23 protein-coding genes and 1 pseudogene are annotated in these 24,828 nt (G+C 64.9%); 9 read left to right on the top strand and 15 right to left on the bottom strand.

The window, feature by feature from the left end:
- Nucleotides 1-36: 36 nt before the first annotated feature.
- The 5 genes from ACVJ19_RS05995 to ACVJ19_RS06015 form a co-directional block, all read right to left on the bottom strand.
- A complete protein-coding gene (locus tag ACVJ19_RS05995) occupies nucleotides 37-660 on the bottom strand; it encodes a peptidoglycan recognition protein family protein (RefSeq protein WP_453949830.1) in 624 nt (207 codons plus the stop codon).
- 35 nt (nucleotides 661-695) lie between these two features.
- Complete coding sequence (locus ACVJ19_RS06000; protein WP_453955136.1) at nucleotides 696-1,907, bottom strand: GGDEF domain-containing protein; 1,212 nt, start codon at nucleotides 1,905-1,907, stop codon at nucleotides 696-698.
- Between the two features lie 733 nt (nucleotides 1,908-2,640).
- Nucleotides 2,641-3,252 (bottom strand): LysE family translocator, encoded by a 612-nt coding sequence (locus ACVJ19_RS06005; RefSeq protein ID WP_453949829.1) that lies wholly within the window; start codon nucleotides 3,250-3,252, stop codon nucleotides 2,641-2,643.
- Between the two features lie 208 nt (nucleotides 3,253-3,460).
- Nucleotides 3,461-3,835 carry a response regulator gene (locus ACVJ19_RS06010; RefSeq protein ID WP_453949828.1) on the bottom strand — a complete coding sequence of 125 codons (375 nt, stop codon included), beginning with the start codon at nucleotides 3,833-3,835 and terminating at the stop codon, nucleotides 3,461-3,463.
- Between the two features lie 388 nt (nucleotides 3,836-4,223).
- The gene (locus tag ACVJ19_RS06015) at nucleotides 4,224-5,030 is read right to left on the bottom strand and encodes a lytic murein transglycosylase (protein WP_453955135.1); all 807 of its coding nucleotides are present in this window, start codon (nucleotides 5,028-5,030) and stop codon (nucleotides 4,224-4,226) included.
- A 168-nt stretch (nucleotides 5,031-5,198) separates the two neighbouring features.
- On the opposite strand from ACVJ19_RS06015, the gene ACVJ19_RS06020 reads away from it, so the two are divergent.
- The 3 genes from ACVJ19_RS06020 (at nucleotide 5,199) to ACVJ19_RS06030 (ending at nucleotide 6,977) form a co-directional block, all read left to right on the top strand.
- Nucleotides 5,199-5,726 (top strand): hypothetical protein, encoded by a 528-nt coding sequence (locus ACVJ19_RS06020; protein WP_453949827.1) that lies wholly within the window; start codon nucleotides 5,199-5,201, stop codon nucleotides 5,724-5,726.
- Between the two features lie 141 nt (nucleotides 5,727-5,867).
- Nucleotides 5,868-6,203, top strand: coding sequence for a hypothetical protein (locus ACVJ19_RS06025; protein WP_453949826.1), 336 nt, complete (start codon nucleotides 5,868-5,870; stop codon nucleotides 6,201-6,203).
- Nucleotides 6,204-6,740: 537 nt separating this feature from the next.
- Nucleotides 6,741-6,977, top strand: a complete 237-nt coding sequence (locus tag ACVJ19_RS06030) for a hypothetical protein (RefSeq protein ID WP_453949825.1) — start codon at nucleotides 6,741-6,743, stop codon at nucleotides 6,975-6,977.
- A gap of 18 nt (nucleotides 6,978-6,995) precedes the next feature.
- Here the strand turns inward: ACVJ19_RS06030 and ACVJ19_RS06035 are convergent, their stop codons facing one another.
- The 3 genes from ACVJ19_RS06035 to dnaG form a co-directional block, all read right to left on the bottom strand.
- On the bottom strand, nucleotides 6,996-7,376 hold the full coding sequence (locus tag ACVJ19_RS06035) for a thiol-disulfide oxidoreductase DCC family protein (RefSeq protein ID WP_453949824.1): 381 nt from the start codon (nucleotides 7,374-7,376) through the stop codon (nucleotides 6,996-6,998).
- Nucleotides 7,377-7,526: 150 nt separating this feature from the next.
- The gene (rpoD, locus tag ACVJ19_RS06040) at nucleotides 7,527-9,683 is read right to left on the bottom strand and encodes an RNA polymerase sigma factor RpoD (protein WP_453949823.1); all 2,157 of its coding nucleotides are present in this window, start codon (nucleotides 9,681-9,683) and stop codon (nucleotides 7,527-7,529) included.
- Nucleotides 9,684-10,058: 375 nt separating this feature from the next.
- A complete protein-coding gene (dnaG, locus tag ACVJ19_RS06045; protein WP_453949821.1) occupies nucleotides 10,059-12,080 on the bottom strand; it encodes a DNA primase in 2,022 nt (673 codons plus the stop codon).
- 306 nt (nucleotides 12,081-12,386) lie between these two features.
- Between dnaG and ACVJ19_RS06050 the strand changes: the two genes are divergently transcribed.
- Nucleotides 12,387-12,950, top strand: a complete 564-nt coding sequence (locus ACVJ19_RS06050; RefSeq protein ID WP_453949820.1) for a chlorite dismutase family protein — start codon at nucleotides 12,387-12,389, stop codon at nucleotides 12,948-12,950.
- On the opposite strand, the gene ACVJ19_RS06055 is transcribed toward ACVJ19_RS06050, so the two are convergent.
- From ACVJ19_RS06055 to ACVJ19_RS06065, 3 genes are all read right to left on the bottom strand, one after another.
- Entirely contained in the window at nucleotides 12,947-13,345 is a 399-nt protein-coding gene (locus tag ACVJ19_RS06055) for a gamma-glutamylcyclotransferase family protein (RefSeq protein WP_453949819.1), read from the bottom strand. The two genes, ACVJ19_RS06050 and ACVJ19_RS06055, sit on opposite strands and share 4 nt — an antisense overlap.
- A 235-nt stretch (nucleotides 13,346-13,580) precedes the next feature.
- Nucleotides 13,581-14,411 carry a transglutaminase-like domain-containing protein gene (locus ACVJ19_RS06060; protein ID WP_453949818.1) on the bottom strand — a complete coding sequence of 277 codons (831 nt, stop codon included), beginning with the start codon at nucleotides 14,409-14,411 and terminating at the stop codon, nucleotides 13,581-13,583.
- A complete protein-coding gene (locus ACVJ19_RS06065; RefSeq protein ID WP_453949817.1) occupies nucleotides 14,412-15,323 on the bottom strand; it encodes a transglutaminase family protein in 912 nt (303 codons plus the stop codon).
- Between the two features lie 91 nt (nucleotides 15,324-15,414).
- On the opposite strand from ACVJ19_RS06065, the gene ACVJ19_RS06070 reads away from it, so the two are divergent.
- Nucleotides 15,415-16,218 (top strand): N-formylglutamate amidohydrolase, encoded by an 804-nt coding sequence (locus tag ACVJ19_RS06070; RefSeq protein WP_453949816.1) that lies wholly within the window; start codon nucleotides 15,415-15,417, stop codon nucleotides 16,216-16,218.
- A 192-nt stretch (nucleotides 16,219-16,410) separates the two neighbouring features.
- Here ACVJ19_RS06070 and ACVJ19_RS06075 read toward each other — a convergent pair whose 3' ends face one another.
- The gene (locus ACVJ19_RS06075) at nucleotides 16,411-17,394 is read right to left on the bottom strand and encodes a DUF3592 domain-containing protein (protein ID WP_453949815.1); all 984 of its coding nucleotides are present in this window, start codon (nucleotides 17,392-17,394) and stop codon (nucleotides 16,411-16,413) included.
- Between the two features lie 85 nt (nucleotides 17,395-17,479).
- Nucleotides 17,480-18,100 carry a LysE family translocator gene (locus ACVJ19_RS06080; RefSeq protein ID WP_453949814.1) on the bottom strand — a complete coding sequence of 207 codons (621 nt, stop codon included), beginning with the start codon at nucleotides 18,098-18,100 and terminating at the stop codon, nucleotides 17,480-17,482.
- A gap of 357 nt (nucleotides 18,101-18,457) precedes the next feature.
- On the opposite strand from ACVJ19_RS06080, the gene ACVJ19_RS06085 reads away from it, so the two are divergent.
- The 3 genes and pseudogenes from ACVJ19_RS06085 (at nucleotide 18,458) to ACVJ19_RS06095 (ending at nucleotide 19,745) form a co-directional block, all read left to right on the top strand.
- Complete coding sequence (locus tag ACVJ19_RS06085; RefSeq protein WP_063687468.1) at nucleotides 18,458-18,772, top strand: ArsR/SmtB family transcription factor; 315 nt, start codon at nucleotides 18,458-18,460, stop codon at nucleotides 18,770-18,772.
- Nucleotides 18,765-19,236, top strand: a pseudogene (locus tag ACVJ19_RS06090) (SRPBCC family protein). The gene ACVJ19_RS06085 and the pseudogene ACVJ19_RS06090 overlap by 8 nt, the downstream one beginning before the upstream one ends.
- The gene (locus ACVJ19_RS06095; RefSeq protein WP_453949812.1) at nucleotides 19,233-19,745 is read left to right on the top strand and encodes an SRPBCC family protein; all 513 of its coding nucleotides are present in this window, start codon (nucleotides 19,233-19,235) and stop codon (nucleotides 19,743-19,745) included. Before ACVJ19_RS06090 ends, ACVJ19_RS06095 begins: the two are co-directional and overlap by 4 nt.
- A gap of 233 nt (nucleotides 19,746-19,978) precedes the next feature.
- Here ACVJ19_RS06095 and ACVJ19_RS06100 read toward each other — a convergent pair whose 3' ends face one another.
- Together ACVJ19_RS06100 and ACVJ19_RS06105 are read right to left on the bottom strand one after the other, a co-directional pair.
- Complete coding sequence (locus ACVJ19_RS06100; protein ID WP_453949141.1) at nucleotides 19,979-21,232, bottom strand: IS110 family RNA-guided transposase; 1,254 nt, start codon at nucleotides 21,230-21,232, stop codon at nucleotides 19,979-19,981.
- A gap of 345 nt (nucleotides 21,233-21,577) precedes the next feature.
- Nucleotides 21,578-22,348 (bottom strand): DUF2189 domain-containing protein, encoded by a 771-nt coding sequence (locus tag ACVJ19_RS06105; RefSeq protein WP_453949811.1) that lies wholly within the window; start codon nucleotides 22,346-22,348, stop codon nucleotides 21,578-21,580.
- Between the two features lie 251 nt (nucleotides 22,349-22,599).
- On the opposite strand from ACVJ19_RS06105, the gene ACVJ19_RS06110 reads away from it, so the two are divergent.
- A complete protein-coding gene (locus tag ACVJ19_RS06110; RefSeq protein ID WP_453949810.1) occupies nucleotides 22,600-24,828 on the top strand; it encodes an ATP-binding protein in 2,229 nt (742 codons plus the stop codon).

Genomic DNA, 24,828 nt, shown 5'->3' on the forward strand with positions numbered 1-24,828 from the left:
CTTGCGGGCCGCTTGCGGGGAGAGGGAGCGCACCGCCTACTCCCCCCAAACCCTCGCCAGCGTCGCGAGCCAGCAGCCTTCGCAATAGCGCGCGTCCTTGTAGTCGATCCAGTTGTGCGCATAGACGTGATCGAGCGGGATGTCGTAGCGCGCGCGCAGCACCTTGACGAGGATCCTCCAGGCCGCGACCTGCGCCTCCGTCGGTCCCGTCGTGACATCCGGATAATTGCCGGCGAACTCGACGCCGAGCGAATTGTCGCGCACGACCTGGCGATAGGTCGGCCTGTTGTCGATGTACTTGTTGTCGTTGCGGTTGGCACCGTCGCCGTGGGTCGGCACCAGGTTCTCGGCGACGGCCCAATAGACCGTGCCGTCGGTCTCGACCCACACCGTGACGCCGCGGCGCGTCGGGTTCTTCGCCTGCTCCGCCGCGCCGCCACGCGCCGAGCCCGCCGGCCCCTCGGTCTGGTGCACGATGATGTTGCGCCACGGATGGGCGCTGCGGACATCGCCCCATGGCGCGAGCCAGACCATCTTGAGGCCGGGAATGTCGGGCGTGCCGGAGGCGCGCACGAGTCTTATGAACTCGGCGTCGGTTGCGGCGGCTGGAGTGATCAGAAGAGCGGCGAGAATGGCCGCGAGCAGGCGAGACATCATCATGCGGGTCCAATTGCGGACCCAAATCGTAGCAGGCTTTACGCGAATGTGCGCTTGCGCTCGGCCGGCCCAATCGGCTCCGGCGAGAGCGGCGGGGCCGGATCGTAGACCGCAAAATCGTTCTTGCCGTTCTTCTTGGCGGCGTAGAGGGCGTGGTCGGCATGCGCGATCAGGCGGTCCGGGAAATGGCCGATGCCGCGGTCCCACTCGGCAACGCCGATCGAGATCGTAATCGGGATCTCCTTGCCCGTGCAGGCGGCGGCATCCTGGCGGCAGACCTCGAGCACGCGGCGGGCGATCGCCGCACCCTCGCGCAGGGACGACGACGGCAGCACGATGCAGAACTCGTCGCCGCCGGTGCGGGCAAGCATGTCGCCGGGCCGCAACCGCGTCTGCGCCATCAGGGTGAAGTGCCGCAGGCAATCGTCGCCAGCGGCGTGGCCGTGGGTATCGTTGATGGTCTTGAAGCCGTCGAGGTCGATCACCAGCAGCGCGAACGGCTCGCCGCTGCGCTCCGAGCGGGCGCATTCCTCGGACAGGCGCTGCAGCAGATGGCGCCGGTTGGCGACGCCGGTGAGATCGTCGAGCAGCGCGAGGTCGGCGACCTCGCCCCGCAGCCGGTCCATCGCCATCAGCAGGAAGCCGAAATTCAGCGTCATCGACAGGAACAGGAGCCCCAGCACCATGACGGCATGGTTCTGGCCGGCCGCAACGGCCGAGAAATCATAGCCGAGCAGGTTGCCCACCGTACGCACCAGCAGTAACCCGATGATGCTGAGAATGACGATGCCGGACAATCGCGCGCCCGGGCTGACGCGACCCTCCGGCGGCGAAAACAGCAGATGCAGCGCCAGCACCAGCGGCACCCCCTGCCCGACCGTGTAACTGAGCATGCGCAGCTGCATGTGCTCGAAGCCGATCATGAAGAACACGACGCCGGCGAGGCTCACGCATTCCGTTGCGATCATGATGCGCCAGGAGACCGGCCGGTCATAGAAGCGCTGAATGCCCATGGCGGCAAAGCAGCTCGCCGCCATGACGCCGGCAGCGCCAAGCAGGAGCGGCAGGGGAGAGGTGACGAACAGGCGGACCAGGGCCGTCATGGCGCCGGCCGCGCCGACGAAGGACGATGCCATCCAGAACCGCGCGGCCGCGAATTTCGGATAGGAGCGCGTCACGTAGGCCCAGATCAGGCCGAGCGCGAGGAAGTTGACGACGAAGACCGTCCAGAGCGTCGGTACGTTCAGCATGGCGAGCGCAGCGCGCACAGCGTCGCGTCCCCCATTCCTGGCAGCCGTCCGTCCATGACCCAACCCCGTTTTCTTGCGGAGAACAATGCGGCGGTTGCGCTTAACGGAGTCTCACTGCGATTCTCCAAAGCGCGCCTTTGGTTTTGGATTCATGAACGGCGCCGCCGCGTTGTTGGATCGTTAGGCATGTCGCCGCCGTCCCGCGCGACGCGCTCGATGCGGATTCGGGGGCAAAAATCACCCGAAAATGCATCTGAGCTGTGGATAACGCGATGACACGGATGTGACAGCACGGGGCAGAGCCCTGCGAATCTGCTGAGTTTATGGTCGAGGACATTGCAAGGCTGGCCCTCCGCCGAGCATCCCTCGTGTCGCGTTCCACCATTAACCCCTAAGAGGATACTATGGCTAAGAAAGCGAAGAAGGCGGCGAAGAAGAAGGCGAAAAAGGCCAAGAAGGCGAAGAAGAAGTAACGAGGCTTCTTTTTCTTTGCCCGGGTGGAGCCTCGCTCCGCCCGGGCTTCGGGTGGAAGAGTTTGAAGGTAGCGGGCGCAAGGCCCGCTTTTTTATTGGGCCGCTGCTGTTTCTCCCTCTCCCCGTTCTTACGGGGAGAGGGTTGGGGTGAGGGGCCTCTCTCCCCACGTGCGATTGTCGACGGACCTGTACCCCCTCACCCGCATCCCATCTGCGATGGGATGCGACCTCTCCCCGCAAGCGGGGAGAGGTGAAGCAAGCTACCGCTCCGCGAACGCCAGCTTGGCGCCGAGTGCGGCAAAGCCCGCGGCAAAGCTGCGGCGCAGCCAGGCCATCACGGCGGGGCGGGAGATAACGCGCTCGCGCACCGAGGCCGCACACAGGCCGTAAACGGCGAACACCACAAAAGTCATCGCCATGAAGGCACCGCTCAACTCGAGCATCCGCGCCAGCACATGGGCCTCGTCCGCCGCGATGAACTGCGGCAGGAAAGCGAGGAAGAAGATCGACAGTTTTGGATTGAGGATGTTGATCAGGAAGCCGGTGACGACGACGCGGCCGCTCGACCGCTCGCGGATCTCGCCCTCCACCGCCAGCGCCCCGGTTTCGCGCAGCGCCTGCCAGGACATGTAGAGCAGATAGAGCACGCCGCCCCATTTCAGCGCGGCGAAGGCGAGCGCGCTGGTGTGCAGCACGGCGGCAAGCCCGAGCATCGCAGCACACATGTGCGGCACGATCCCGAGCGTGCAGCCGAAGGCGGCAGCCAGGCTGGCGCGCGAGCCGCGCGTCAGCGCCGCCGCCAGCGTGTAAAGCACGCCGGTGCCGGGCGAGGCGACGACGATGAGCGAGGTGAGCAGGAAGGACCAGGACATGGGGCCAACGCTATCACCCCGCCTCGTGGCAGGAAAGTCAGCCCTCGGGCCTTCAGTCTCTGATACCGTCACCCTGAGGTGCTCGCCCCTTCGGCGAGCCTCGAAGAGCGACGGCCCGGCTGCATCTCGGCCGTTCATCCTTCGAGGCTTGCGCAACGACGCTATCGCGCCGCAGCGCGCGCACCTCAGGATGACGGATTGAAAATAGTCAGGACATCTGCGCGAGCTCGGCCTCGCGCAGCACGTCGAGCGGCGCCCAGGGCTTGGCCCAGAATTTCGCGCCGTCCGGCAAGGGCTGCTTCAAGGGGCGACCGGAGGTGACGACGACGTCGAGCTTCGGATTGCGGTCCTTGGCGACGTACGCGAGCTCGACGCCGTTCATGCGGCCCGCAAGCTGCACGTCGGTCAGCATCAGGCATAGCGCGCCGGCGTTCTTCTCCAGCACACGTTCGGCCGCCTCGGCGCTTTCGCACTGGATGACCTGATAGCCGCTCTCTTCCAGCAGGAGGCACAACATCTCCCGCTGCATGACGTCGTCTTCAACGATCAGCGCAGTTGCGCGATATGGCCGTGCCTGTCCCATCGGCAGCTCCCAATGATCGATTGCCTAACGTATGTTAAAAGCCACGAGCGGCTACGGTTCGGTTTCATTTCAAAAAAATGTAAACCGTGGTTCCATGACCCGGGGGCTTGACGGGGGTTTCATCACTGCGATTCGCGTCGTCGGAGTTGGAGAAGATGGCGAAGGGGGCGAAAGTGAGTGAGATGCGACGCCGCCCGCCACACCCACCACCGTCGTCCTGGCGAAAGCCAGGACCCATAACCACCGAACTCAGTCTGGCGAAAGCTGGCGGTTACTCAGCCAATGCAAGTGGCCGAGAGCCGTCGTAGCAACTTCTCCCTGGGGTAATGGGTCCTGGCTTTCGCCAGGACGACTATGGGGTGAGATCGCGCTCAATCTCCCCACGCCCTCACTGCCCCGCCAGCCGGTCCGCAAAATACCCGATGGTCTTGCGGTAGACCACCGCCCTGTTCCACTCGCGCATCGCCTCGAAATTGGCGGTGCCTTCGCCGTAGGGCTGGCCCATCTTGAAGCCGCTCGTGTGCAAGAGGTTCGCGGTCGAGGCGAGCACGTCGGGGACGCTGTGGCGCAGGTCGACATGGCCGTCGCCGTCGAAATCGACGCCGTACTTGATGTAGGACGACGGCAGGAACTGGGTCTGGCCGATCTCGCCGGCATAGGCGCCGATGAGGTCGCGCAGCGGCAGGTCGCCGCGCTGCGCGATCTTGAGGGCGGCGAGCAGTTCGCCCTGGAACAGGTCGGTGCGGCGGCAATCATGCGCAAGCGTCGCCAGCGTGCGGATCACCGGCAGCTTGCCGATATCGCCCTTGCCGAAATCGCTCTCCAGTCCCCAGATCGCGACCAGGATATAGCGCGGCACGCCGAACTGCTGCTCGATGCGCGAGAGCAGCGCGGCGTGACGCTGCAGCAGCGCCCTGCCGCCATTGATGCGGCCCGGGCCGACGCGGGTCGAGACATACTGCTCGAAACTCTTGTTGAAGGTGTAGCGCTGGCGCCGGTCGAAGGCGAGCACGGCGCCGTCCTGGGTGACGCCGCTGAACGCCGCGCTGGTCACGCCCGCCGAGACGCCGGCTCCCTGCGCCTCCGAGGCCATGGTGGCGATGAAGCTGTTGAAGTCGCCGCCGCAGCGCGCGGCCTCTGCCGAGCCGCCGGCCAGACCAATGAAGCAGGCAGCGGCCAGAGCGTATCTCAACATGTCGAGCGATCCCCCAAGAAATCCCAGTGCGAAGCAGCGCGCGATCATGCCCGGGAAAGCCGCCAGCGTCAAAGCGGCACGCTTGATCCGCATCAACGTATCTCACGCCCTGCTTTCTAGACTGGCGAGGAGAGCCGTCCAGGAGAAGTGCCCAGGAGAGAAGTGCCAATGACCGGAATTACCTTGACCGCCGAGCAGATCCGCAATGCACCCGCCTTGGTGCGGCAATGGATCGAGCAGGAGGTGATCAATTCGCTCGGCCTTGCGCAGCGGACGCAAGCGGTGGCGGCGCCGCAGGCCGCCCATCTCGTCGCCTGCAGCGTGGAGGACATGGCCGGCGTGCTCGAGCACATCCGCGGCGTGTTTCCCGCCGTGAACGTGCTGTTCGAGCTCGGCCGTCCCGGCATCAGCTTCGGCCAGCCCGCGGTGATGACGTTCCGATTGATGGACATCCTGCATCACGCGCGCCTGCAGGACATCGGCCAGGTCATGACGTGCCTGGAGATGCTCGACCAGGCGCTGACCGAGGTGAGGAAAGACGCGTCGGTGCGGTTCTGCGGGTTCGACAATGAGGGCCACTGCCTGATCGCGCCGCAGACGCAAGTGAGCATCGCCACGCTGTGGCAGACCATGATGGAGCGCCAGCAGGCGGCGCAGGCTCGCGAGGCCGGCAGCCGGGTCGCGCCGGCAGCTTGAAGCGGCCGGCGGCTTTCCGCTCGACATCGTGGCGCAAGCGACATGATGCGCATCATGACTCACAACGTCGTCGCGCTCCGGAATGACGGATGAGAGAACTACCTTTATGATGCGGGCGCTGGTGTAGGAGGTGATGAGCCAATGCCTGACAATCATCAACCTCGAGCAGCCCGCCTTCTCCGCATCCCGCTGTTTCGCCTGCTCGCCATCAACCTCGCGATCGGCGCCTGCGCAGCGGTGCTGCTCGTCGGCGGGCTGCTCTGGCTCAACCCCGGGCATCTGCGCGAGCTGATCTTCGCCGACCGCGCACCCGGCATCGCGCTCGTTCTGCTGCTCGCCTCCTTCCTCATCACCTTCGGTTCCGCCGCAATGGGCAGCGCGATCATGGCGCAAGGACGCAAAGCGGAAGATGGCGGGCGCGGAGGCGGATCGCGGCTCGCCGTCCAGGAGGTGGCGCAGCGCCCGCATCTGCGTTGAGATATCCACCGCGGCGATGGAACTCGTTGCCACGCAGGGGAACCGAGTGTCTGCACGCAGACGGGAAGACGTGCAGCGGAACGCAATTCTCTACAAGACGCGCAACGCCCCGCTGCGTTGCGACAACGGCAATATGAACAAAGTACTTTGATCATCCAAACAATTGCTTCGGTGTGCTTGGGAACTCGACGTTCACGATCACCGCATATCTGCTGCGCTCGCTGCGACACCAACGCTCTCACGATTTGGCTTGCCAGGGCATGACGCAACCTATAATCTTCTATTTTAGGTTGTTGCCCTGCCAGCCCCGGGCGACGCTGAAGACCAAAAATAGACGGCGGGCTTTGTGGCCCGCCGTTTATTGAGGGTTCGCACCGCACCTTCGAAAAGCGCTGGGCGCGTCCATCCTGCAAACAGCTTCCCTCCTGCAAAAAGTCTCGCCGATTGATGGCGCGGAGCGCTCCGCAAGACCACGGCTGCATGCCGACAATCGCGAAAGCCATTTGACTGCGGCGTCCTGATCGACGACAAGCCGCCATGGCCAAGAAACCCGGAACCAATCCCAAAGGCGAATTCGCCTTCTTCAACGTCGTCTACGAGGACGGCTCCCAGCGCTCCAACCGCCGCGTGCCCGCCGAGCTGCTCGGCGGCCTCGACGGCGACGAACCCGCCCGCGGCTTCATCATGGAGCAGGACCGCGAGATCGCGGAGAAGTCAGGGCGGCCGCCGCTCGCAATCAAGAGTCTCGACCGGGTGGGAGCGAAGAAGAAGTAGACCGACATCGGCAGGCGCTCACCAGCGCCCGTTCCGCTTATTCCAGGCAAACAGCAGATCGGCAAACCGGTCATAGAAGAACCGCGTGAACGGCAGCGCCACGCGATTGCCGAACAGCACCGCAAGCCACCCCTCCCCCGGCGTTATCAGCCACAGCGCAATCGCGACATCCGCACCGACGATAAGCCGGCCGGCCTCATCGGTCGCATGCAGGCGGCGCCTGACGTCGTCGAGCGAAGCGCCAAAATGCGCCAGCGCGTCCGGCTGCTCGTTGATATCCTTGAACTCGACCGTGCCCGCGCGCACCAGCGCCAGCAGCTTGTTGCGCTGCCAATCGATGCCGGCGTCGCAGACCGGGCAGCGGGTGTTGTACCAGACGGTGAGGTGGGGACCCATCATCCAGAATCACAGCAAGCCTAATGCAATCCAACTCCGGCGGTGCTCACCCTTCCTGATCTCACGGCTTCGTGCAAACAAAAACGGCGGGCTTTCGCCCGCCGTTTTCGTTTGAATGGATGCCCGGGTCAGGCCCGGGCATGACGATCCGAATTAGTTATCCAGGAAGCTCCGCAGCTTCCTCGACCTCGACGGATGCTTCAGCTTGCGCAGCGCCTTGGCTTCGATCTGGCGGATACGCTCGCGCGTCACCGAGAACTGCTGGCCGACTTCTTCCAGCGTGTGGTCGGTGTTCATGCCGATGCCGAAGCGCATGCGCAGGACGCGCTCTTCGCGCGGGGTGAGCGAGGCGAGCACGCGCGTGGTGGTCTCGCGCAGGTTCGACTGGATCGCGGCGTCGATGGGGAGGATCGCGTTCTTGTCCTCGATGAAATCGCCGAGGTGTGAATCCTCTTCGTCACCGACGGGCGTCTCAAGCGAGAGCGGCTCCTTGGCGATCTTGAGGACTTTTCGCACTTTCTCCAGCGGCATGCCGAGCTTTTCGGCCAGCTCCTCAGGAGTGGGCTCGCGGCCGATCTCGTTGAGCATCTGGCGCGAGGTGCGCACGATCTTGTTGATCGTCTCGATCATGTGCACGGGGATGCGGATGGTGCGCGCCTGGTCGGCGATCGAGCGGGTGATCGCCTGCCGGATCCACCACGTCGCGTAGGTCGAGAACTTGTAGCCGCGGCGGTATTCGAACTTATCAACGGCCTTCATCAGGCCGATGTTGCCTTCCTGGATCAGGTCGAGGAACTGCAGGCCGCGGTTGGTGTACTTCTTGGCGATCGAGATCACGAGACGGAGGTTGGCTTCCACCATCTCCTTCTTGGCCTGGCGTGCTTCGCGCTCGCCCTTCTGCACGGAGTGCACGATCTTGCGGAACTCGACGATCTCGAGGCCGGTGAGGGCCGCGAGCTGATGCACCTCGTGGCGAAGGTCCTTGATGCGGTCCTTCTCGTGGTGGACGAAGTTCTTCCAGCCCTTGGCCGAGAGTTTCGAGACGCGGTTGAGCCAGCGCGGATCGAGCTCCGAGCCGGTGTAGTTGCGCAGGAAGTCTTCGCGCGCGACGCCGTGGCTGTCGGCAAGGCGCATCAGGCGTCCCTCGTGCGAGACGAGGCGCTTGTTGATGTCATAGAGCTGCTCGACGAGCGAATCGATGCGCGCCTGGTTGAGGCGCAGCGACTTCACCTCGACGATGATCTCGTCCTTGAGCTTGCGGTACTTGCGCTCCTGGTGCGGCGACAGCGAGGGCCCGTGCGAGGTGCTCTCGAGCTGGTTCTGGATGTCCTGCTCCTGGAGCTTGCGCAGCTTCTTGTAGCTCTCGGCGATCTTGTCGAAGATCTCGACGACCTTCGGCTTGAGCTCGGCCTCGATCGCCGCGAGCGACATCTGGTTCTCGAACTCGTCGTCCTCGTCCATGTCGGCTTCGGCGGCGGCCTCGCCCGGATCCTTCTCGGCTTCGCCGTTGCCGGCCGCGGGCGCAGCGCGGAACGGGGTCGCCGACGGGGGAGCTGCGGGCGGCGCGACATGCGCGGGCGCGGCACCGGTCGCGGCTGCGGCCTCGCCGCCCTCGGCCGAGGCTTCGCCGTTCTCGCCGGCGGGACCGCCGATCATCGCGGTGTTCATGCCGCCCTTGGCGTCGGGACCGGCATAGGTCGCTTCGAGATCGATGATGTCGCGGAGGAAAATTTTGCCTTCGTTGAGCTCGTCGCGCCAGATGATGATGGCCTGGAAGGTCAGCGGGCTTTCGCAGAGGCCTGCGATCATCGCCTCGCGGCCGGCCTCGATGCGCTTGGCGATCGCGATTTCGCCTTCGCGGGAGAGCAGCTCGACCGTGCCCATCTCGCGCAGATACATGCGCACGGGATCGTCGGTGCGCTCGCCCGGCTCGCTCTTCTTGACCTCGGTGACGGCCTTCTGGGTGACCTCGACGAGCTCGTTGTCGGTCTCGTCCTCGCCACCCTCGTCCTTGTCCTCCTCGCCTTCGCTATCGTCGGCTTCGGTGACATTGATGCCCATGTCCGAGAGCATCGACATGATGTCCTCGATCTGTTCGGGCGAGGTCTGGTCGGACGGCAAGACTTCATTGAGCTGATCGAAGGTCACGAAGCCGCGCTTCTTGGCCTGCTTGATCATCTTCTTCACTGCCGCATCGGACAGATCGAGCAAGGGAGACGGCGCGTCCTGGGAATCCTTCTCGGGAGCATCCGCTGCCTTGTCGTCTTTTTCCTTGTCCTTCGCCTGCAGCGTCTTTGCCTTGGTGGCCATCCATTGCTCCTAAACGCGCTTCATGCGAGACGGTCGCCGCGCCCGCGTGAATTCACTTGAACCTGTTGCTCGACGCTCTCGCTTCGGCAGCTCTCGACACGGAAAGGGCGGCGCACATGTCTCTCGCCACCCCCAACTCTCTCTCGCCGGAATTGCCTAACGCTTCGTGAGCCTCTTTGTCGCAGCGGATGCAGGTGTAGTGCCAACAGCTATTGCGCGGATTCATTCCTGACGCGTCTGTTCTGCCTGCGGCCGCCTCTGGGCCAAAGTGCTACAAGACCGTTAAGCCTCGATTAACCCTGTTTTTGCCGCCAAACCTTGGATTTGGCGAGTCTTTTAGCGGTTCCGGCCACGGCCGTCCGCATGATTCTTTCATCACACGCTCTTCTGGAACCGACCCGACAGCTCGCCAAAGCCCTCGATCAGGGCTTCGGTACCGTCGACTTCGGCCATCCGGGCCTTGACGTCACGCAGCCATGCCAAATTGGCCTCGCTGGGGTCCTCCCCCAAGGCCAGCTCGGCGTCTTTCAGCTCTCTAAGTAGTGAATGCCATTGCCGATGCAAGGCGACCAGCTGATGCCAGGTCGCAAGAACGTCATCCCGCGCGGCCCCCTCGCGCGCCCCGAAGACCGCCGCGGTGGTGATGGCACGCTCAACCCTTTGAAGTAACGGGTTAAATCCGCCCTTCTCGAGGTCGGCGCGCATCTTCTCGGCCTGCTCCTCGGGGTCCGGAGAATGATGATGGTCGTTGGCGAAGGCGGCGATGATGCCGGCCCGCAGCTTGTGGGCCTCGGGATGGGCCAGCTCCAGGGCGGCCACCTCCTCCAGGTGCTCATGCAGCAGCCAGGGGTGGTTGATCAGGCATTGCAGGATCAGCGCCTCGCGGCGGGAGATGGCACTGCGCTGGCCTTTCATGATCGGGCTGGCCGCCAGCTGCGGGCTCGCCGCCTGGTAGGGGCCGGAGGGCAGCAGCGTCGGCCCCGGCGGACCGCGGCGGCCGCCGCCAAATCCTCCACCGAATCCCTGGCCGCCGAATCGATTCGCACCGCCCCCGCCCCGCGGCTGGAACGGACGGCCGCCGCCGGGGCGGAAATTGCCGCGGCCGCCAAAGCCGCCGCGCCCGCCTTCGGGAGCGAAGGTGCGCTGCAGCCGCTCGACGAAATCGTCGCGGTAATAGCGCCGCACCACCTCGTCGCGGATGCCGTTCGTGAGCTCCTTGATGCGGGCCTCCAGCGCGGCGCGGCGCTCGGGCGTGGCGAAGTTGCCGCCTTCGAGCTCGCGCGACCAGATCATGTCGGCGAGCGGGCGCGCCGCCGCGATCACCTCCTCGATCGCGCCGCGGCCACCGGAGCGCGCGAGATCGTCGGGGTCCTGCCCCTCCGGCAGCAGCGCAAAGCGCAGGCTCTTGCCGGGCGCGAGGAACGGCAGCGCGAGATCGGCGGCGCGGTACGCCGCCTTCTGTCCGGCGCGGTCGCCGTCGAAGCAGAGGATCGGCTCGTCCGCCATCTTCCAGAGCAGTGCGAGCTGGCTCTCGGTCAGCGCGGTGCCGAGCGGGGCGACGCTGCCGGCAAAGCCCGCGGTGACCATGGCGATGACGTCGACATAGCCTTCGACCACGATCAACGATGCGCCGTCATGCGTGGCTTTGCGCGCGGTCTGGTGGTTGTAGAGATTGTCGCCCTTGTGGAAGAGCGGCGTCTCCGGCGAGTTCAGGTATTTTGCCGGAACGTCCTTCTCCAGCGCGCGCCCGCCGAAGGCGATGACGCGGCCACGCAAATCCGTGATCGGAAACATCACGCGATCGCGGAAGCGATCATAGGGCACGGGAATGTCGTTGCCTGCAACGAGCAGCCCGGTCTCGACCATGTCGTCGACGGAGATTCCGAGCTTGCCGAGATGCTCCTTCAGCGCGAAGCGGTCGGGCGGGGCATAGCCGAGGCGGAACTGCAATTGCGTCGCCGGCGAGATGGCGCGGTCGGCGAGATAGCCACGCGCTTTGGCGCCAACGCGCGAGGCCAGCGTTTCCGCGAAATATTTCGCGGCGAGATCCATGACGTCATGCAGCGAGCGCCGCCGCTGCTCCTGCCGCGCCGCATCCGGCGTCACCGCCGGCAGCGGCAGGCCCGCCATGTTCGCCAATCGCTCGACGGCCTCGGCGAACGGCAGGCCGTCGGTCTCCATCACGAAATTGATGATGTCGCCGTGCTTGCCGGAGGAGAAGTCGTGATAAAAACCCTTCTGGTCGTTGACGTAGAAGGACGGCGTCTTCTCCTGCTGGAACGGCGACAGCCCCTTCCACTCCCGTCCCGCCTTCTTCAGCTTGACGCGCTTGCCCACGACTTCGGAGACCGAAAGCCGGGCACGAAGCTCGTCGAGGAACTGGGGCGTGAAGCGCATGGGGTGAGTTTAGCTGAGCGTTTGAGTCGGGCGAAGGATCAGGGATATAGGCGCCGCTTGCCTAAAAGTCAGGATTAGGCGGGTTATCCGGGTTATTCGACCTATTCACAGGGCCTCTCACCGTCACCCTGAGGCGCTCGCCTCTTCGGCGAGCCTCGAAGGGCGACGGCCCGGCTGCATCCGGGCCGATTCATCCTTCGAGGCTCACACTGCTTCGCATTGTGAGCGCCTCAGGATGACGGAACGGGCGCCCCGCAATGACGGGAAAAGCTTGAACCGCGCCCGGTTCCACGCTTCCATACCCCCATGTTCAGGACCTTTCGAGGCGGCCACAGCGGGGGCTGGCGCGTCACCTCGATTTCGCCTGTGACGGGTGAGCCCCTGCCCTTCATGCCGGCGCTGTCGGTCACCGACAGCGACGCGGTCTCGTTGCCGCTGGTGCCCTCGCGCAATGCCTGGCGGCTGGTCGGCGTTTCCAGCAGCTTGCGCTACACCGAGCGCGCGGAGAGGCAGCAGCTCGTGGCGGTGCAGGCCGGGCTCGGCCGGGTGGAGGCCACCAGCGCGGCGCTGATCCCGATCCGCAAGTCGCAGGCCTGGTGGGATCTGACCCAGGAAGAGCGCCGCGAGATCTTCGAGGACCGGTCGCACCACATCGCCGGCAGCCTGCGCTTCCTGCCCGCGATCGCGCGCCAGCTCTATCACTGCCGCGACCTCGGCGAGCCCTTCGACTTCCTGACCTGGTTCGAGTTCGCCCCCGCGGATGCCTCGTTGTTCGAGGAGCTGGTGGCAATGCTCAGGCAGACCGAGGAATGGAGCTATGTCGAGCGCGAGGTCGACGTGCGCGTGGTGAAGGAAGTGCTGTCGGCTTAGAGCTCCAGAAAGCGGCCGGACTCGATGCGCGGGAGATCGGTGACGGGCCAGTTGTAGACGTAGGTCCAGGCCTTCTCGCTGGTGCCATCAGGCAGCGTGACGTCGATCAACTGACGTAGATATTCGGTTGGCTCCGGAAAGCCTTCGCCACAAGCCTCGTACATATCGAGCTCGCGCAAGAGCTCGTCGGGCACGCGCAGGTGAAAGAGCTCGCCGTGGACGATGTCAGACGGCGCATCCGACAACAACAATCCCGGATAATGCTTCACCAGAACGAGCCAGCCGCGGCAGGTCGCTTCACCCAGAAAATCCGCATGGCCGGCAAGCAGCCGCGCCATCGGATGGTCGAAGCCGCGCATCAGGGTGCCGTAGACGAAGAGACGGTTGGAGGTCATGGGGGTCTATAGCTGCGAATGAAGCGGAACGACAGCGCTACAAACGCGCCGTCGTCCTGGCGAAAGCCAGGACCCATTACCCCGGCTGCTAGTGTGGCGCGACGCTGTCGCCATCAGGTTGCCCATTCCCGTGTTCGGTGGTTATGGGTCCTGGCTTTCGCCAGGACGACGTTGGGGAGGCGTTGTGCCCTGACATCAACATTGCGAGTGAAGCGAGGCAGTGACGAGCGCCCCCTCACCCCGCCTTCACCACGTCCGCGTCGACCACCTCGACGCTCACCACTTCGAACTTCTTCAGCTCCATCCGGCCAAAGCTCGTCGACAGCGCTACGTCGGCGGCGTCGCGCCCCGTCGCCATCAGGATGCGGCCGATGCGGGGCATGTTGTGGCGGGCGTCGAAGGTGAACCATTGGCCCGAGAGCCAGACCTGAAACCAGCCGGAGAAATCCATCGGGAACGGTTCGGGCGGGATGCCGATGTCGCCCATGTAGCCGGTGCAGTAGCGCGCGGGGATGCCCATGCAGCGGCAGAGCGCGACGGCCAGATGCGCGAAGTCGCGGCAGACGCCGGTCTTCTGCTCAAAGACGTCGTGCGCCGACTTCATGTGATGGGCGTGCTCGTAGCCGAAGGTGACATGCCCATGCACGAACGCGGTGATCGCCGCGACTCGATTCCAACCGGGCTCCGACTTAGCGAACAGCGACCAGGCGATATCAGTGAGCTTGTCGGTCTCGCAATAGCGGCTCGGCATCAGATAAAGCAGCAGCTCGTTCGGCAATTGCTCGATCGGGATCTGCTGCGCATCAGGCATCACCTCGTCGGGCAGGCCGCTGTCGCGCACCAGCGCGCTGCCCTTCAGCGTCACGCCCCCGGCCGGCGCCATGAGGCGGCCGCACACATTGCCGAAACCATCGTGATAGAAGCGGATGGGGACGTCGGGCTCCGCAACCACCGTCTCCTTGCCGATGATGTCGGCCTGTCGCGAGGGGTGGATGTTCAGCATGATCACCATCGGTGTCGGCTGCACCGCGGCGTAGGTGATCTCGAAGCCGACCTTGATCTCCATCTACGAAACCTCTGCCTCCATCTCTGCGTCGCTGTCCTGGTCGTCCGAGACCACCTTGATGTTCACTTCCATGGCATCGAAGGCCTCTTCCGAGCCGATATAGACGCCGTGCAGCGGGATCGCCTGGCGCGGGTCGCGGGCGACCGCGACACGGATGAGGTCGCGGGTCCCGACGATGCCGTTGGTCGGATCGAACTCGATCCACCCTGCGCTCGGCAGATAGGCCTGCACCCAGGCATGGGTGGAGCCGCCGCCGACATGGCGCTGCGCGATGTCCTCGGGCACGAAGATGTAGCCGGAGACGAAGCGCGCGGCGATGCCGAGCTGGCGCAGCGCCTCGATCATGAACAGCGCATAGTCCCGACAGGTTCCTGTGCCCGACTGCAAGGTATGAAGCGGATGCTGCGTGCCGGGCTCGTGACGCTTGCGGTATTTGAACTGCTTGCGGATCGCATGCGTCATGCCGCTCAGGATCTTGAAGGTCGGCGTCGGCGCCTCCTCGTCGAGGAAGCCGCGCGCCCATTCCGCGATCTCGCCGTCGGGATCGGCATATTGCGGCGTGATATACTGGACGAGATCGGCGAACTCCTCGTCGTCATAGACGAACGGATAGAAATAGGCGGCATCGTCCGCGGTCAGCGCGAACTCGTCGACCGGATTGTGCTCGACGGTGACGTGCCAGTCGAAGGTCAGATGGTCCGCGCGCTCGTCGAAACTGGCGATCGCGACCGAGTTGCCGAACACGTCGTGGATCCAGCGCAGCGACATCGGCTCGGGCGAGATCTCGAGCCTGCTATCGAGCACGCGCAGATCATGCCCGTCGCGCGGACGCAGCATGATGCGGTGTTCGCCGAACGCCACCGGGCGGTTATAGCGATATTCGGTCTTGTGATGAATCGTGAGCAGCGGCATCGTCCGGCAATCATGGTGATTTTGAGCGGACCAATCTATACCGATTCCTGCCCAATTTTCGGGGTGACTGCTTTTTCCATAGGCAATCAGGATGGCTTTAGACACAGCGGACGCGGCCGATCAACTGCTCGGCGAGGGTGACATTCCGCCAGTGCATGAGGCGAATGCAGAAGGCACATCGCCCTTCCTGCTCACCTCGGATCACTATGGACGGGCGCTGCCGCGCGCGCTCGGCGATCTCGGCATCCCCGAGAGCGAGCTTGTCAGACACATCGGCTGGGACATCGGCATTGCCGGCGTCGCCGACCGCCTCGCCAGGATGCTCGATGCCCATCTGATCGCGCAGCGCTATTCGCGGCTCGTGATCGACTGCAACCGTCCTCCCGGCGCTGCGAGCTCGATCCCCGTGATATCAGAGGCAACCACGATCCCCTGCAACGAGGCGATCTCCGATGCCGAGCGCACGGCGCGGCGGCGCGAGATCTTCGAGCCCTATCATCATCGCATCGACGCCACGATCGGCCGTCGCCTGCACGACAAGCGGCCGACGGTGCTGGTGTCGCTGCACAGCTTCACGCCTCTCTATGCCGGCGTCGCGCGGCCCTGGCACATCGGCGCGCTGTACAATCGCGACACCGTGCTGCCGCAGCTGCTGCTGAAACATCTGCGCCGCGAGAGCGATCTCGTCGTCGGCGACAACGAGCCCTATGCGGTGAGCGACCTCACCGACTACACCATCCCCGTGCATGGCGAAGCCCGCGGCCTCGTCAGCACCGGCATCGAGATCCGCCAGGACCTGATCGCGGACCAGTCCGGCCAGCAGCAATGGGCCGAGCGGCTGGCGCGGATTTTTGCGGAGATCGAAGTGGAGCTGCGGGCGGAGCTGTTGGTGTAGGCAGCCAAGCCGACGGTGCGCTCCCTCGCCCCGCTTGCGGGGCCGCGACGAGCTTCGCTCGCGCTGAGAGGGTTGGGGTGAGGGGGAGTCTCCGCGGGGACGGTGAGAGTTAGACTCGCGGAGACTCCCCCTCACCCGAATTCGAGCTACGCTCGAATTCGACCTCTCCCCGCAAGCGGGGCGAGGTGAAGATCAACCGCCGCGCGTTGCGACGAACAGCGCCAGCGCGGTGAAGATCGCGGCGATGCCCCACAGCACGTAGGCCATGCGGCCGTCGCCGCGGGCATCTAACGTGGCCTCGGCCGGATTGTCGGGATTGACGCGGACATCGACGGTCGCGCCGTCCCGGTAGCGCGACATCAGCTTCTTCAGCATCTCGTCGGAGGCCGATGGCGTTTCCGCCGCGACGCGCGCGCATTCATTGGTGTAGCTGATGTTCTGATAGCGATAGGTGTAGGTCACTCGCTTGCCGAACATCTCGAGGCCGCGCGCCTCGCCGGGCTCGCTGGCCTCGTGATACTCCTCGATGCCCGACAGCTTGATCGTGCCCGGCACGACCGGCCAGCGCGTCGCCATCGACGCCTGCCGCTGCACGGCCCACGCCATCAGCGCAATGACGAGGCCGAACGCACCGAAGGCGACGACGAGGCCGGCCAGATCGGGACGCCCGATGTGATGGGCGAGATATTGGTAGCTCTGGTTGAGACCGAAGGCCGAGCCGAAGATGATGGCGAGCACAATCGCCGAGCCGATGCCGAGGCAGCCCCACAGCCCCTTGGGCAGATCACGCTCCAGCACCGCCTGATCGGGATGGCGCGGATTGTAATAGACGGTGACGATGCTGCCGGCGGGATATTTCGCCAGCTTCTCGGCGACCTGGAAATTGCCGAGGTCATCGCCGATCGAGATGCGGCTACCGCGCAGCTTGCGGCCGCCGACGGAATATTCGTAACTGACGTTGGCGAAGTTGCGGCTCTCGGTGCGATAGCCGTCCTCGCGCTCGTCGTCGGATACCTTGACCTCGCGCACCTCCGCAACCGACGTGACGACCTTGCCCGCGGCCTGCGGCCAGCTTCGCGCCTCGCGCGCCTGCCAGGTCTTGACGATGGCGGCAATCAGAATGAGCGCGAGCGGCGCAAGCAGCATCGCGTAAACGAGCGGAGGCAAATTCGGCACGGCAAAAAGTCCTTCGGCAACGGCAATGCTCGATTGGACGCATTGCCGCCGCGAATGGTTCAAGCCGAACCGGCGGGGAAAGGGCTTATTTCGCCCTTGTAAGCGCCAGCCAGATACCGCCGCCGATCATGAAGCCGCCGGAGACGCGCGACATCATCCGCGTGCGGCGGGCCGAGAAGAATTTCCGGGCGCGGCCTGCGGCGATGGCGTAGAGCGCGTCCGTCATCACGGCGGTGACCATGAAGGTGGCGCCCAGCAGCGCGACCTGCGGAAAGTGCGGCTGGCTCATGTCCATGAACTGCGGGATGAAGGCGCCGAAGAACACCAGCACCTTCGGGTTCGACAGCAGCACCAGGAAGCCTTGCAGGAAGAAGCCGCCGCGCGGCGGCGGAGGCGGCGCGTCGACATCGACGCCGTCGACCGGCGTCCAGATCAGCCTGATGCCGAGCCAGACCAGATAGGCCGCGCCGGCAAAGCGCACCCAGTCGAACCAGTAGCCCATGGTCGCCATCAGCGAAGTCAGGCCGATCGCGACGATGCCGATGACGATGGCAAGACCGGCTTGCGCGCCGGCAACGTTGGTCAGCGCTGCGCGCGTGCCATGGCGCAGCCCGTTGGCGATGACCAGGGTGACGATCGGACCCGGCAGCAACGCCAGCGCAATGCAGGCGGCGACGAAGGCGAGATAGGCTTGCATGGACATCATGGGGAGGACTCGGCTGGGGGCGGATTGGCGGTATTAATGCATGGGATGGGCGGGAACGGAAGATGTCACTGGGCGGAAGCAGGCTCCTCAATCACAGCCGTCATACCCCGCGAAGGCGGGGTCCAGTACGCTGCGGCTTCTCCGTATTCCACCAGCACCTCTGGAATACTGGATCCCCCGCCTTCGCGGGGGATGACAGCGGAGAGTCGCGGGGGATGACAGCGGAGAATGTGAAGTGCGAACTATGGTGCGCGGCCAGCGCACCTGAGAATCTCGAGATTCCGGATAACCGCTGTGCGGCTTCCGGAATGACGTCGCGCTTGACATGCAACCATTCGGTTGCCTATTATCGCTGCCATGGATGAGGTCTTCAAAGCGCTCGCCGACGCGTCACGACGCTCGCTTTTGGACAGGCTTCACGCCAGGAACGGCCAGACGCTGAACGAACTTTGCGAGGGCCTCGCGATGACGCGGCAGGCCGTCACAAAGCACCTTGTCATTCTCGAAGAGGCCAATCTGGTCACGACCATCAGGCATGGCCGCGAGAAGCTGCACTACCTCAACCCGGTGCCGATCCATCAGATCGGCGAGCGCTGGATCAGGAAGTTCGAGCGCGGCAAGCTCGCAGCGCTCGGCGAGTTGAAACGCCAGTTGGAGAAGCGCGATGAGTAAGCCGCAATTCGTCTATGTGAGCTATATCGAGACCACGCCGGAAAAATTGTGGGAGGCGCTGACGTCGAGCGAGTTCACCCGGCAATACTGGTTCGGCGCCGAGGTGAAGTCTGACTGGAAGGTCGGCTCGCCCTTCGCGCTTCTGCTCGATGGCGAGGTCACCGATTCCGGCGAGATTCTGGAAGCCGATCCGCCGCGGCGCCTCTCCTACAGCTTCAAGCACCACAAGTTCGAGGAACTTCGGGGCGAGCCGACCTCACGCGTCGTCTTCACCATCGAACCGTTCGGCGCGCTCGTGCGTTTGACCGTGCTGCATGACGGCTTCGTCGAGGGCGGTAAATATCTCGGCGCCGTGTCCAACGGCTGGCCGGCGATCCTGTCCCAGCTCAAGAGCCTGCTCGAGACCGGCAAGCTGCTCGGCATTCCACGCGCAGCCGCTGAACAAGGGATTCGATGCAAAATGAACCTCGATCAATTCAAGCCGCTCACGGTCTACACCATCTACATCGCCTCGACGCCGCAGAAGGTGTGGGAGGCGCTGACCACGGCCGGGTTCAGCAAGCAGTATTTCTTCGGCAACGCCGTGGAGGTCGAGCCGCGGCTTGGCGGCGCGTTCATCGTGCGCACGCCTGATGGCGCGCTGCACATCAGCGGCGAGGTCCTCGCCTACGATCCGCCGCGAAAGCTCTCCGTCACCTTCAACGTCAATTGGCCTGACCTGATCGAAAAGCTCGGCCCGACGCTGGTGACTTACGAGATCGAACAGGTCGGCGATGCGGTTCGTCTCACCATGAGCGAAGGCCATGACCGGCCGCTCAGCGACGACATCCTCGAAGGTGGGCGGCAGGGTTGGCCGGCGATCCTCTCCAGCCTCAAGAGCGTGCTCGAGACCGGCAAGCCGCTGGTGGTGAAAATGGGCCCGCCGCAACGGATGCTCGACGCGCTGAAGGCGATGGGGATCAAGACGCCGTAACTCCTCCTCCGTCGTCCTGGACAAGCGTAGCTATCGTAGGACCTCCTACCCGTGGTCAAGAGGTAGACGTCCTTGATGGGCGAGCATAGCGCCGTGCTCGCCGCCGTCCAGGACGCTTCGCGCCGGCGTTGCCGGTGCCGACGGCCTCCTGGACAGCGTCTGCGCGCGGCGCTGTGGCGATCGGCAGGTCGGGACGAAGGAATGGTCACACCGGCCGAACAAAGGAATGAGGCTCAGGCTTTAGTGGAGGTCCTTGCGCTATAGTCCGCCTCGTATGGGGTGTGTCGCTTGAGCGTCGTGCACAAGGCAAAGAGCAAGCGATCCCCTACAGTGCGCAGAGCACGCGCGTGGCCATGTCCTCGCTGTCGCAAGGCATCATAGCGTCGCCTGCTGGCCTCATCGTGTTGGATGGCGACCCGCGACCAGTGATGGACGGCGCTCTGTAGCCGCCTGTTGCAGGCGAGGCGACGGATCACGAAGCGTTGCTTGCCGCTTTGCCGCGTCACCGGCGCGGCCCCTGCCAAGGCGCGCAGAGCATGATAATCTCGCCTGCGCAGAGGCTCTGCGGCCTCGGCGAGCAGTGTGGCGAGATGGATCCTGCCGATTCCTGGCCAGGAGCGAAGGATCGTCACGTCGCACTGCTCCGAGCTCTGCCCCGAGGCCTTCTCCTCGCCTTCGATTGCGACGCACAGACGGTCCAGGTTCTGATGCGCCTCCTTGATCTGCTGATTGACCAGGTGCAGTCGTGCCGCCAAGCTGCGGATGTGTGCGCAGGCGGCCTCGGTGGTGCCGGGTGCCACGAACAGCAGCGGGGCCTCGCGTAAAGTTTCAAGCACCCCCGCCGCATCAAGGCGGCGGATGCGATGGGCTTTCAGAACGCGTGCAATTGCCTTCTCGCTGGCCTTGGCCGCACGGGCCGGCGTCGGCACCATCTGCCAAAGCGCCAGGAACCATTCGTCAGCGACATCGTCGGTCAGCTTGGTGGCCTGCGGATAATATCGCCACAACTGCTTGCGCAGCCGGTTGGCAAGACGTGTGCGCTCCTGCTGCAGTTCGTCGGCCAAGCGCGACCACTCGCGCAGCTCGATCATCGTGGGATCGTCGACCACAAGCCGACGGAACGCCGCGCGATCCGTGCGGAGCGAAGCTCCGAGCACATGGGCATCGCGGCGGTCATCCTTGGCACCAGCCACCGTGAAGCGATCACGGAAGCGGTCAAGCTGCTTGGGATTGATCGCGAACACCGCAAACCCGTGTTCGAGCAACACCTCCACCACCGGGCCGTGCGGCATCTCGATCGCCACGGCGATCTGCCCCGGTGCGGCGTTGGTCTTCTGCAGCAGCCAGTCGCGCAACTCCGTCAGGCCCGCACCCTCATGGGCGAACTCGCAGTGAGCAACCTGTCTTCCTTCGGTATCCAGCAGGCAAACGCTATGGCTCTGCGTTGCCCAATCGATCCCGACGAACCAGCGTACATCTTCGAGCATTGTTGGGACCTCCTTGCTCTCAAAAAGCGGGCCACCGCGATCCTGATCGATCCCTGTACTGGCGCTCTCGGCGCGAACCTCCTACTGGATCTCGACCGCGGCCGCTCTGCCGGGGCGCGGCTCCTACGTCGGTGTTCAAGACACAGGTGGGCAAGGCTGCTCCCGGCGGATCGGCCCGTGTTCCAGTCTACACCTTCGACTGGATGCGAACCCCAAAAGGGTACAGGGTGGGCAAAGGCGCACTTGCGCCGTGCCCACCACTGACCCAACCTGCAACAAAGGCCGTGGGCACGCTTCGCTTTGCCCACCCTACGGCACTGCCCAAGGGGTGAAGGGAGCGATAAGCTACACCGGCACCACCAGCCGCCGATACAGATGCCATGTCGCGTGCCCAAGCACGGGCAGCGTCACGATCAGGCCGAGAAAATACGGCAGCGCCGAGACGATCAGCAGCATCACGATGACGGCCGCCCAGCCGATCATCGGCAGCGGGCTGGTCACCACCGCACGCACGCTCGTCACCATGGCCGTGACGAAATCGACCTCGCGGTCGAGCAGCAGCGGAAACGACACCACGGTGAGCGAGAACAGGATCAGCGACAGCACGGCGCCGACCGCATTGCCGATGGCGAGGAACAGCAGGCCCTCGTTGGTGGTCAGCACCACCGTCATGAACTCCTGCAGGCTCGAGAACGATGCATGCAGGCCGAGCAGCAGCGCGATCAGCAGCCGCACCTGGTACATCCAGATCACGAACACGAACAGCGTGACGAAGGCCATCCAGCCGATCTCGCTGCGCGAGCGGACCGCCGACCAGATCGCACTGAGCGACACAGGCTCGCCGCGCTCGCGGCGGCGGCTGACCTCGTAGAGGCCGATCGCCACGAACGGACCGATCAGCGCGAAACCGGCGGCCAGGGGATAGACCAGATAAACCATGCCGAAGGCGGTGAGGCAGAGCATGATGGCGATGCCGCCGGCGGCGTAGAGCGCGCCGAAGCAAAGCCCGTAGAACGGCAGCGCCTGGAAGTCGCGCAGGCCCTCGACCAGCGCCTCGGCGATGTCAGTCGCCACGACGGGGCGCACCACCGGATCGACCTTGCCCGAGATGGACATGAGCTCCTCCTCCTTTACCGGCGCGATCTCCGTCGCACGCGATCTCGATATTAGCGCCCTCCCGCGCCGCAAGCACGCACGAGTTGACGACGGTATCGCAGGATGCCCGCCGGCGCCTCATCGCCCACCCGCCAAGCGTGTGCGTCAAAATCTTTCCTCGCTTTTCGGCAGGATGCCTATGGACGGAGCGGAGGGCGGTGCCGCAAATTGTACCTCCGCCCCCACGCGCGATTGAGCGGACCATTCGACCGATGAGCTTGCGTACCCGGCTACTGATCCTCGTCATCGCGGCCATGCTGGTGCCCGCGGGCCTCGTCGGCTTGCGCTTCATGCAGAATCGCAGCAGCGACATCGACGCCGCCCTGACCAATTTGACGGCGGCGGCCGACGAGATTGCCGGCGACCTGGACGAGAAGATCCGGGGCACCACGCAGCTTCACTATGGTCTCGCCCGTGCCCGCGACCTCGACACGCGCGACAAGGCGGCGTGCTCGGCGTTTCTGTCGGAAGTGCGTGAGGAATACCCGCAGTTCACCGGAATATTGACCATCGATCCCGACGGCAGCCTGTTCTGCGACTCGCTGCGGACCAACCGCAGCCTCGATCTCAGGGATCGTGCCTATTTCAAGCAGGCGCTGGTCTCGCGCGGCGTGGTGCTCGAGCCGGTCTTTGGCCGGCTGACCGGAATGTCCGTGCTCCAGATCGCTTTTCCGGTGCGGACGGAAGCGGGCGCGCTGAAGCTGATCCTGCTGGCTTCGTTCAACTTGCGCAAATTCGCGGAGTTTCACCACAAGCGCCTGCTCGCCGAGAAGGATGTCCTGCTGGTCGACGGCAAGGGCACGGTTCTGGTCGCTCCCTCGGGCGCTGGCTGGACGGAACCCGTCGGTGGGTCGATCGCGGGATCCGAACTGTTCCGCTTCGCTTCAACGCCCGACCGGAAGTCCTTTCACGAGGTGACCGATCGCGAGGGCCGCACCCATGTCTGGAGTGTCGCCGCCCGCTCGCCGACCCGGGATGCCGGTCTCTACATCCTGGTCGGACGGTCCAAGGACGGGCTGGTCGCGGCGGCGAACCGCCGGCTCTACGAGGACCTGGCGATCCTCACCGTGGCCTCGCTGCTGCTGCTGGTGGCGGTCTTGATCCTTGCGACCGTGAGCGTCGGGCGCCAGGTCGGACGGCTCGCCGCGATGGCGAAGAAGCTCGGGCGCGGCGACCTCAGCGCGCGCATTCCGCCGCCGCACCCGGGCGGCGAGCTCGGGGGGCTGATGACCCTGCTCAACGACACCGCCGAGTCGCTGCAGCAGCAACGCGCCGCCATCGCCGACCTCAACCAGAAGCTCAGCCAGTCGCAGAAGATGGAAGCCATGGGCCAGCTCACCGGCGGCGTGGCGCACGATTTCAACAATCTCCTGACCGTCATTCTCGGCAATTCGGAGCATCTGGCCGACAGGCTCGCCGGCGACAAGGAATTGCATCGGATCGCCGGCGACATCGCGACCGCCGCCGAGCGCGGCTCCGACCTGACGCGGAGCCTGCTCGCCTTTGCGCGCAAGCAACCCTTAAGGCCGCGCGACATCGACATCGCCGGCAAGTTGCTCGACATGGAGCCGTTGCTGCGCAGATCGCTGGGCGAGCACATCGAGTGCACCTTCGCGCTCGATGCGGATCTGTGGATGACCAGCGTCGATCCCGGCCAGCTGGCAACCGCGCTGCTCAACCTCGTGCTCAACGCGCGCGACGCTTTGCCCGACGGTGGCAAGCTGACGGTCGAGGCGCGCAACATTTCGCTTGGCGACTCCGACCTCGACGTCAACGGCGAGCCGCGGCCGGGCGAGTACGTCATGGTGGCCGTGACCGACACCGGCACCGGCATGACCGCCGAGGTGGCGAGCCGCGCCTTCGAGCCGTTCTTCACCACCAAGGAGGTCGGCAAGGGGACCGGGCTCGGTCTCAGCATGGTCTACGGCTTCGTGCGACAGTCCGGCGGCCTGGTGCAGATGCAGTCCGAACCGGGACACGGCAGCGTCGTCAGGCTGTTCTTTCCCCGTCTTGCAACGCCGCTGGCCGAGGATCCGTTACCGGCGGAGCGTGTCGCGGCACCCGATGGCAGCGAGACCATTCTCGTCGTCGAGGACGACGACATGGTGCGGGCCTATATCGAGAACGAGCTGAAGGCGCTCGGCTACCGCGTCATCGCGAAGTCGAACGGTCCCGCGGCGCTGGACCTGTTGCGCCAGCGCGGGGACATCCATTTGCTGTTCACCGACGTCGTGATGCCCGGCGGCATGTTCGGGCCGGAGCTCGCGCGGCAGGCAACGGCACTGCGGCCAGGGCTCAAGGTGCTCTTCACCTCCGGTTACACCCAGGATCCGGTCAAGACGCCCGACGGTGTCGGCGACGCCCGCATTCTGACGAAACCGTTCCGGCGCAAGGATCTCGCCGCGATGCTGCGCGCCACCCTCTCGACGCCACCGCGATGA

The organism is Bradyrhizobium sp. USDA 376, from assembly GCF_054063675.1.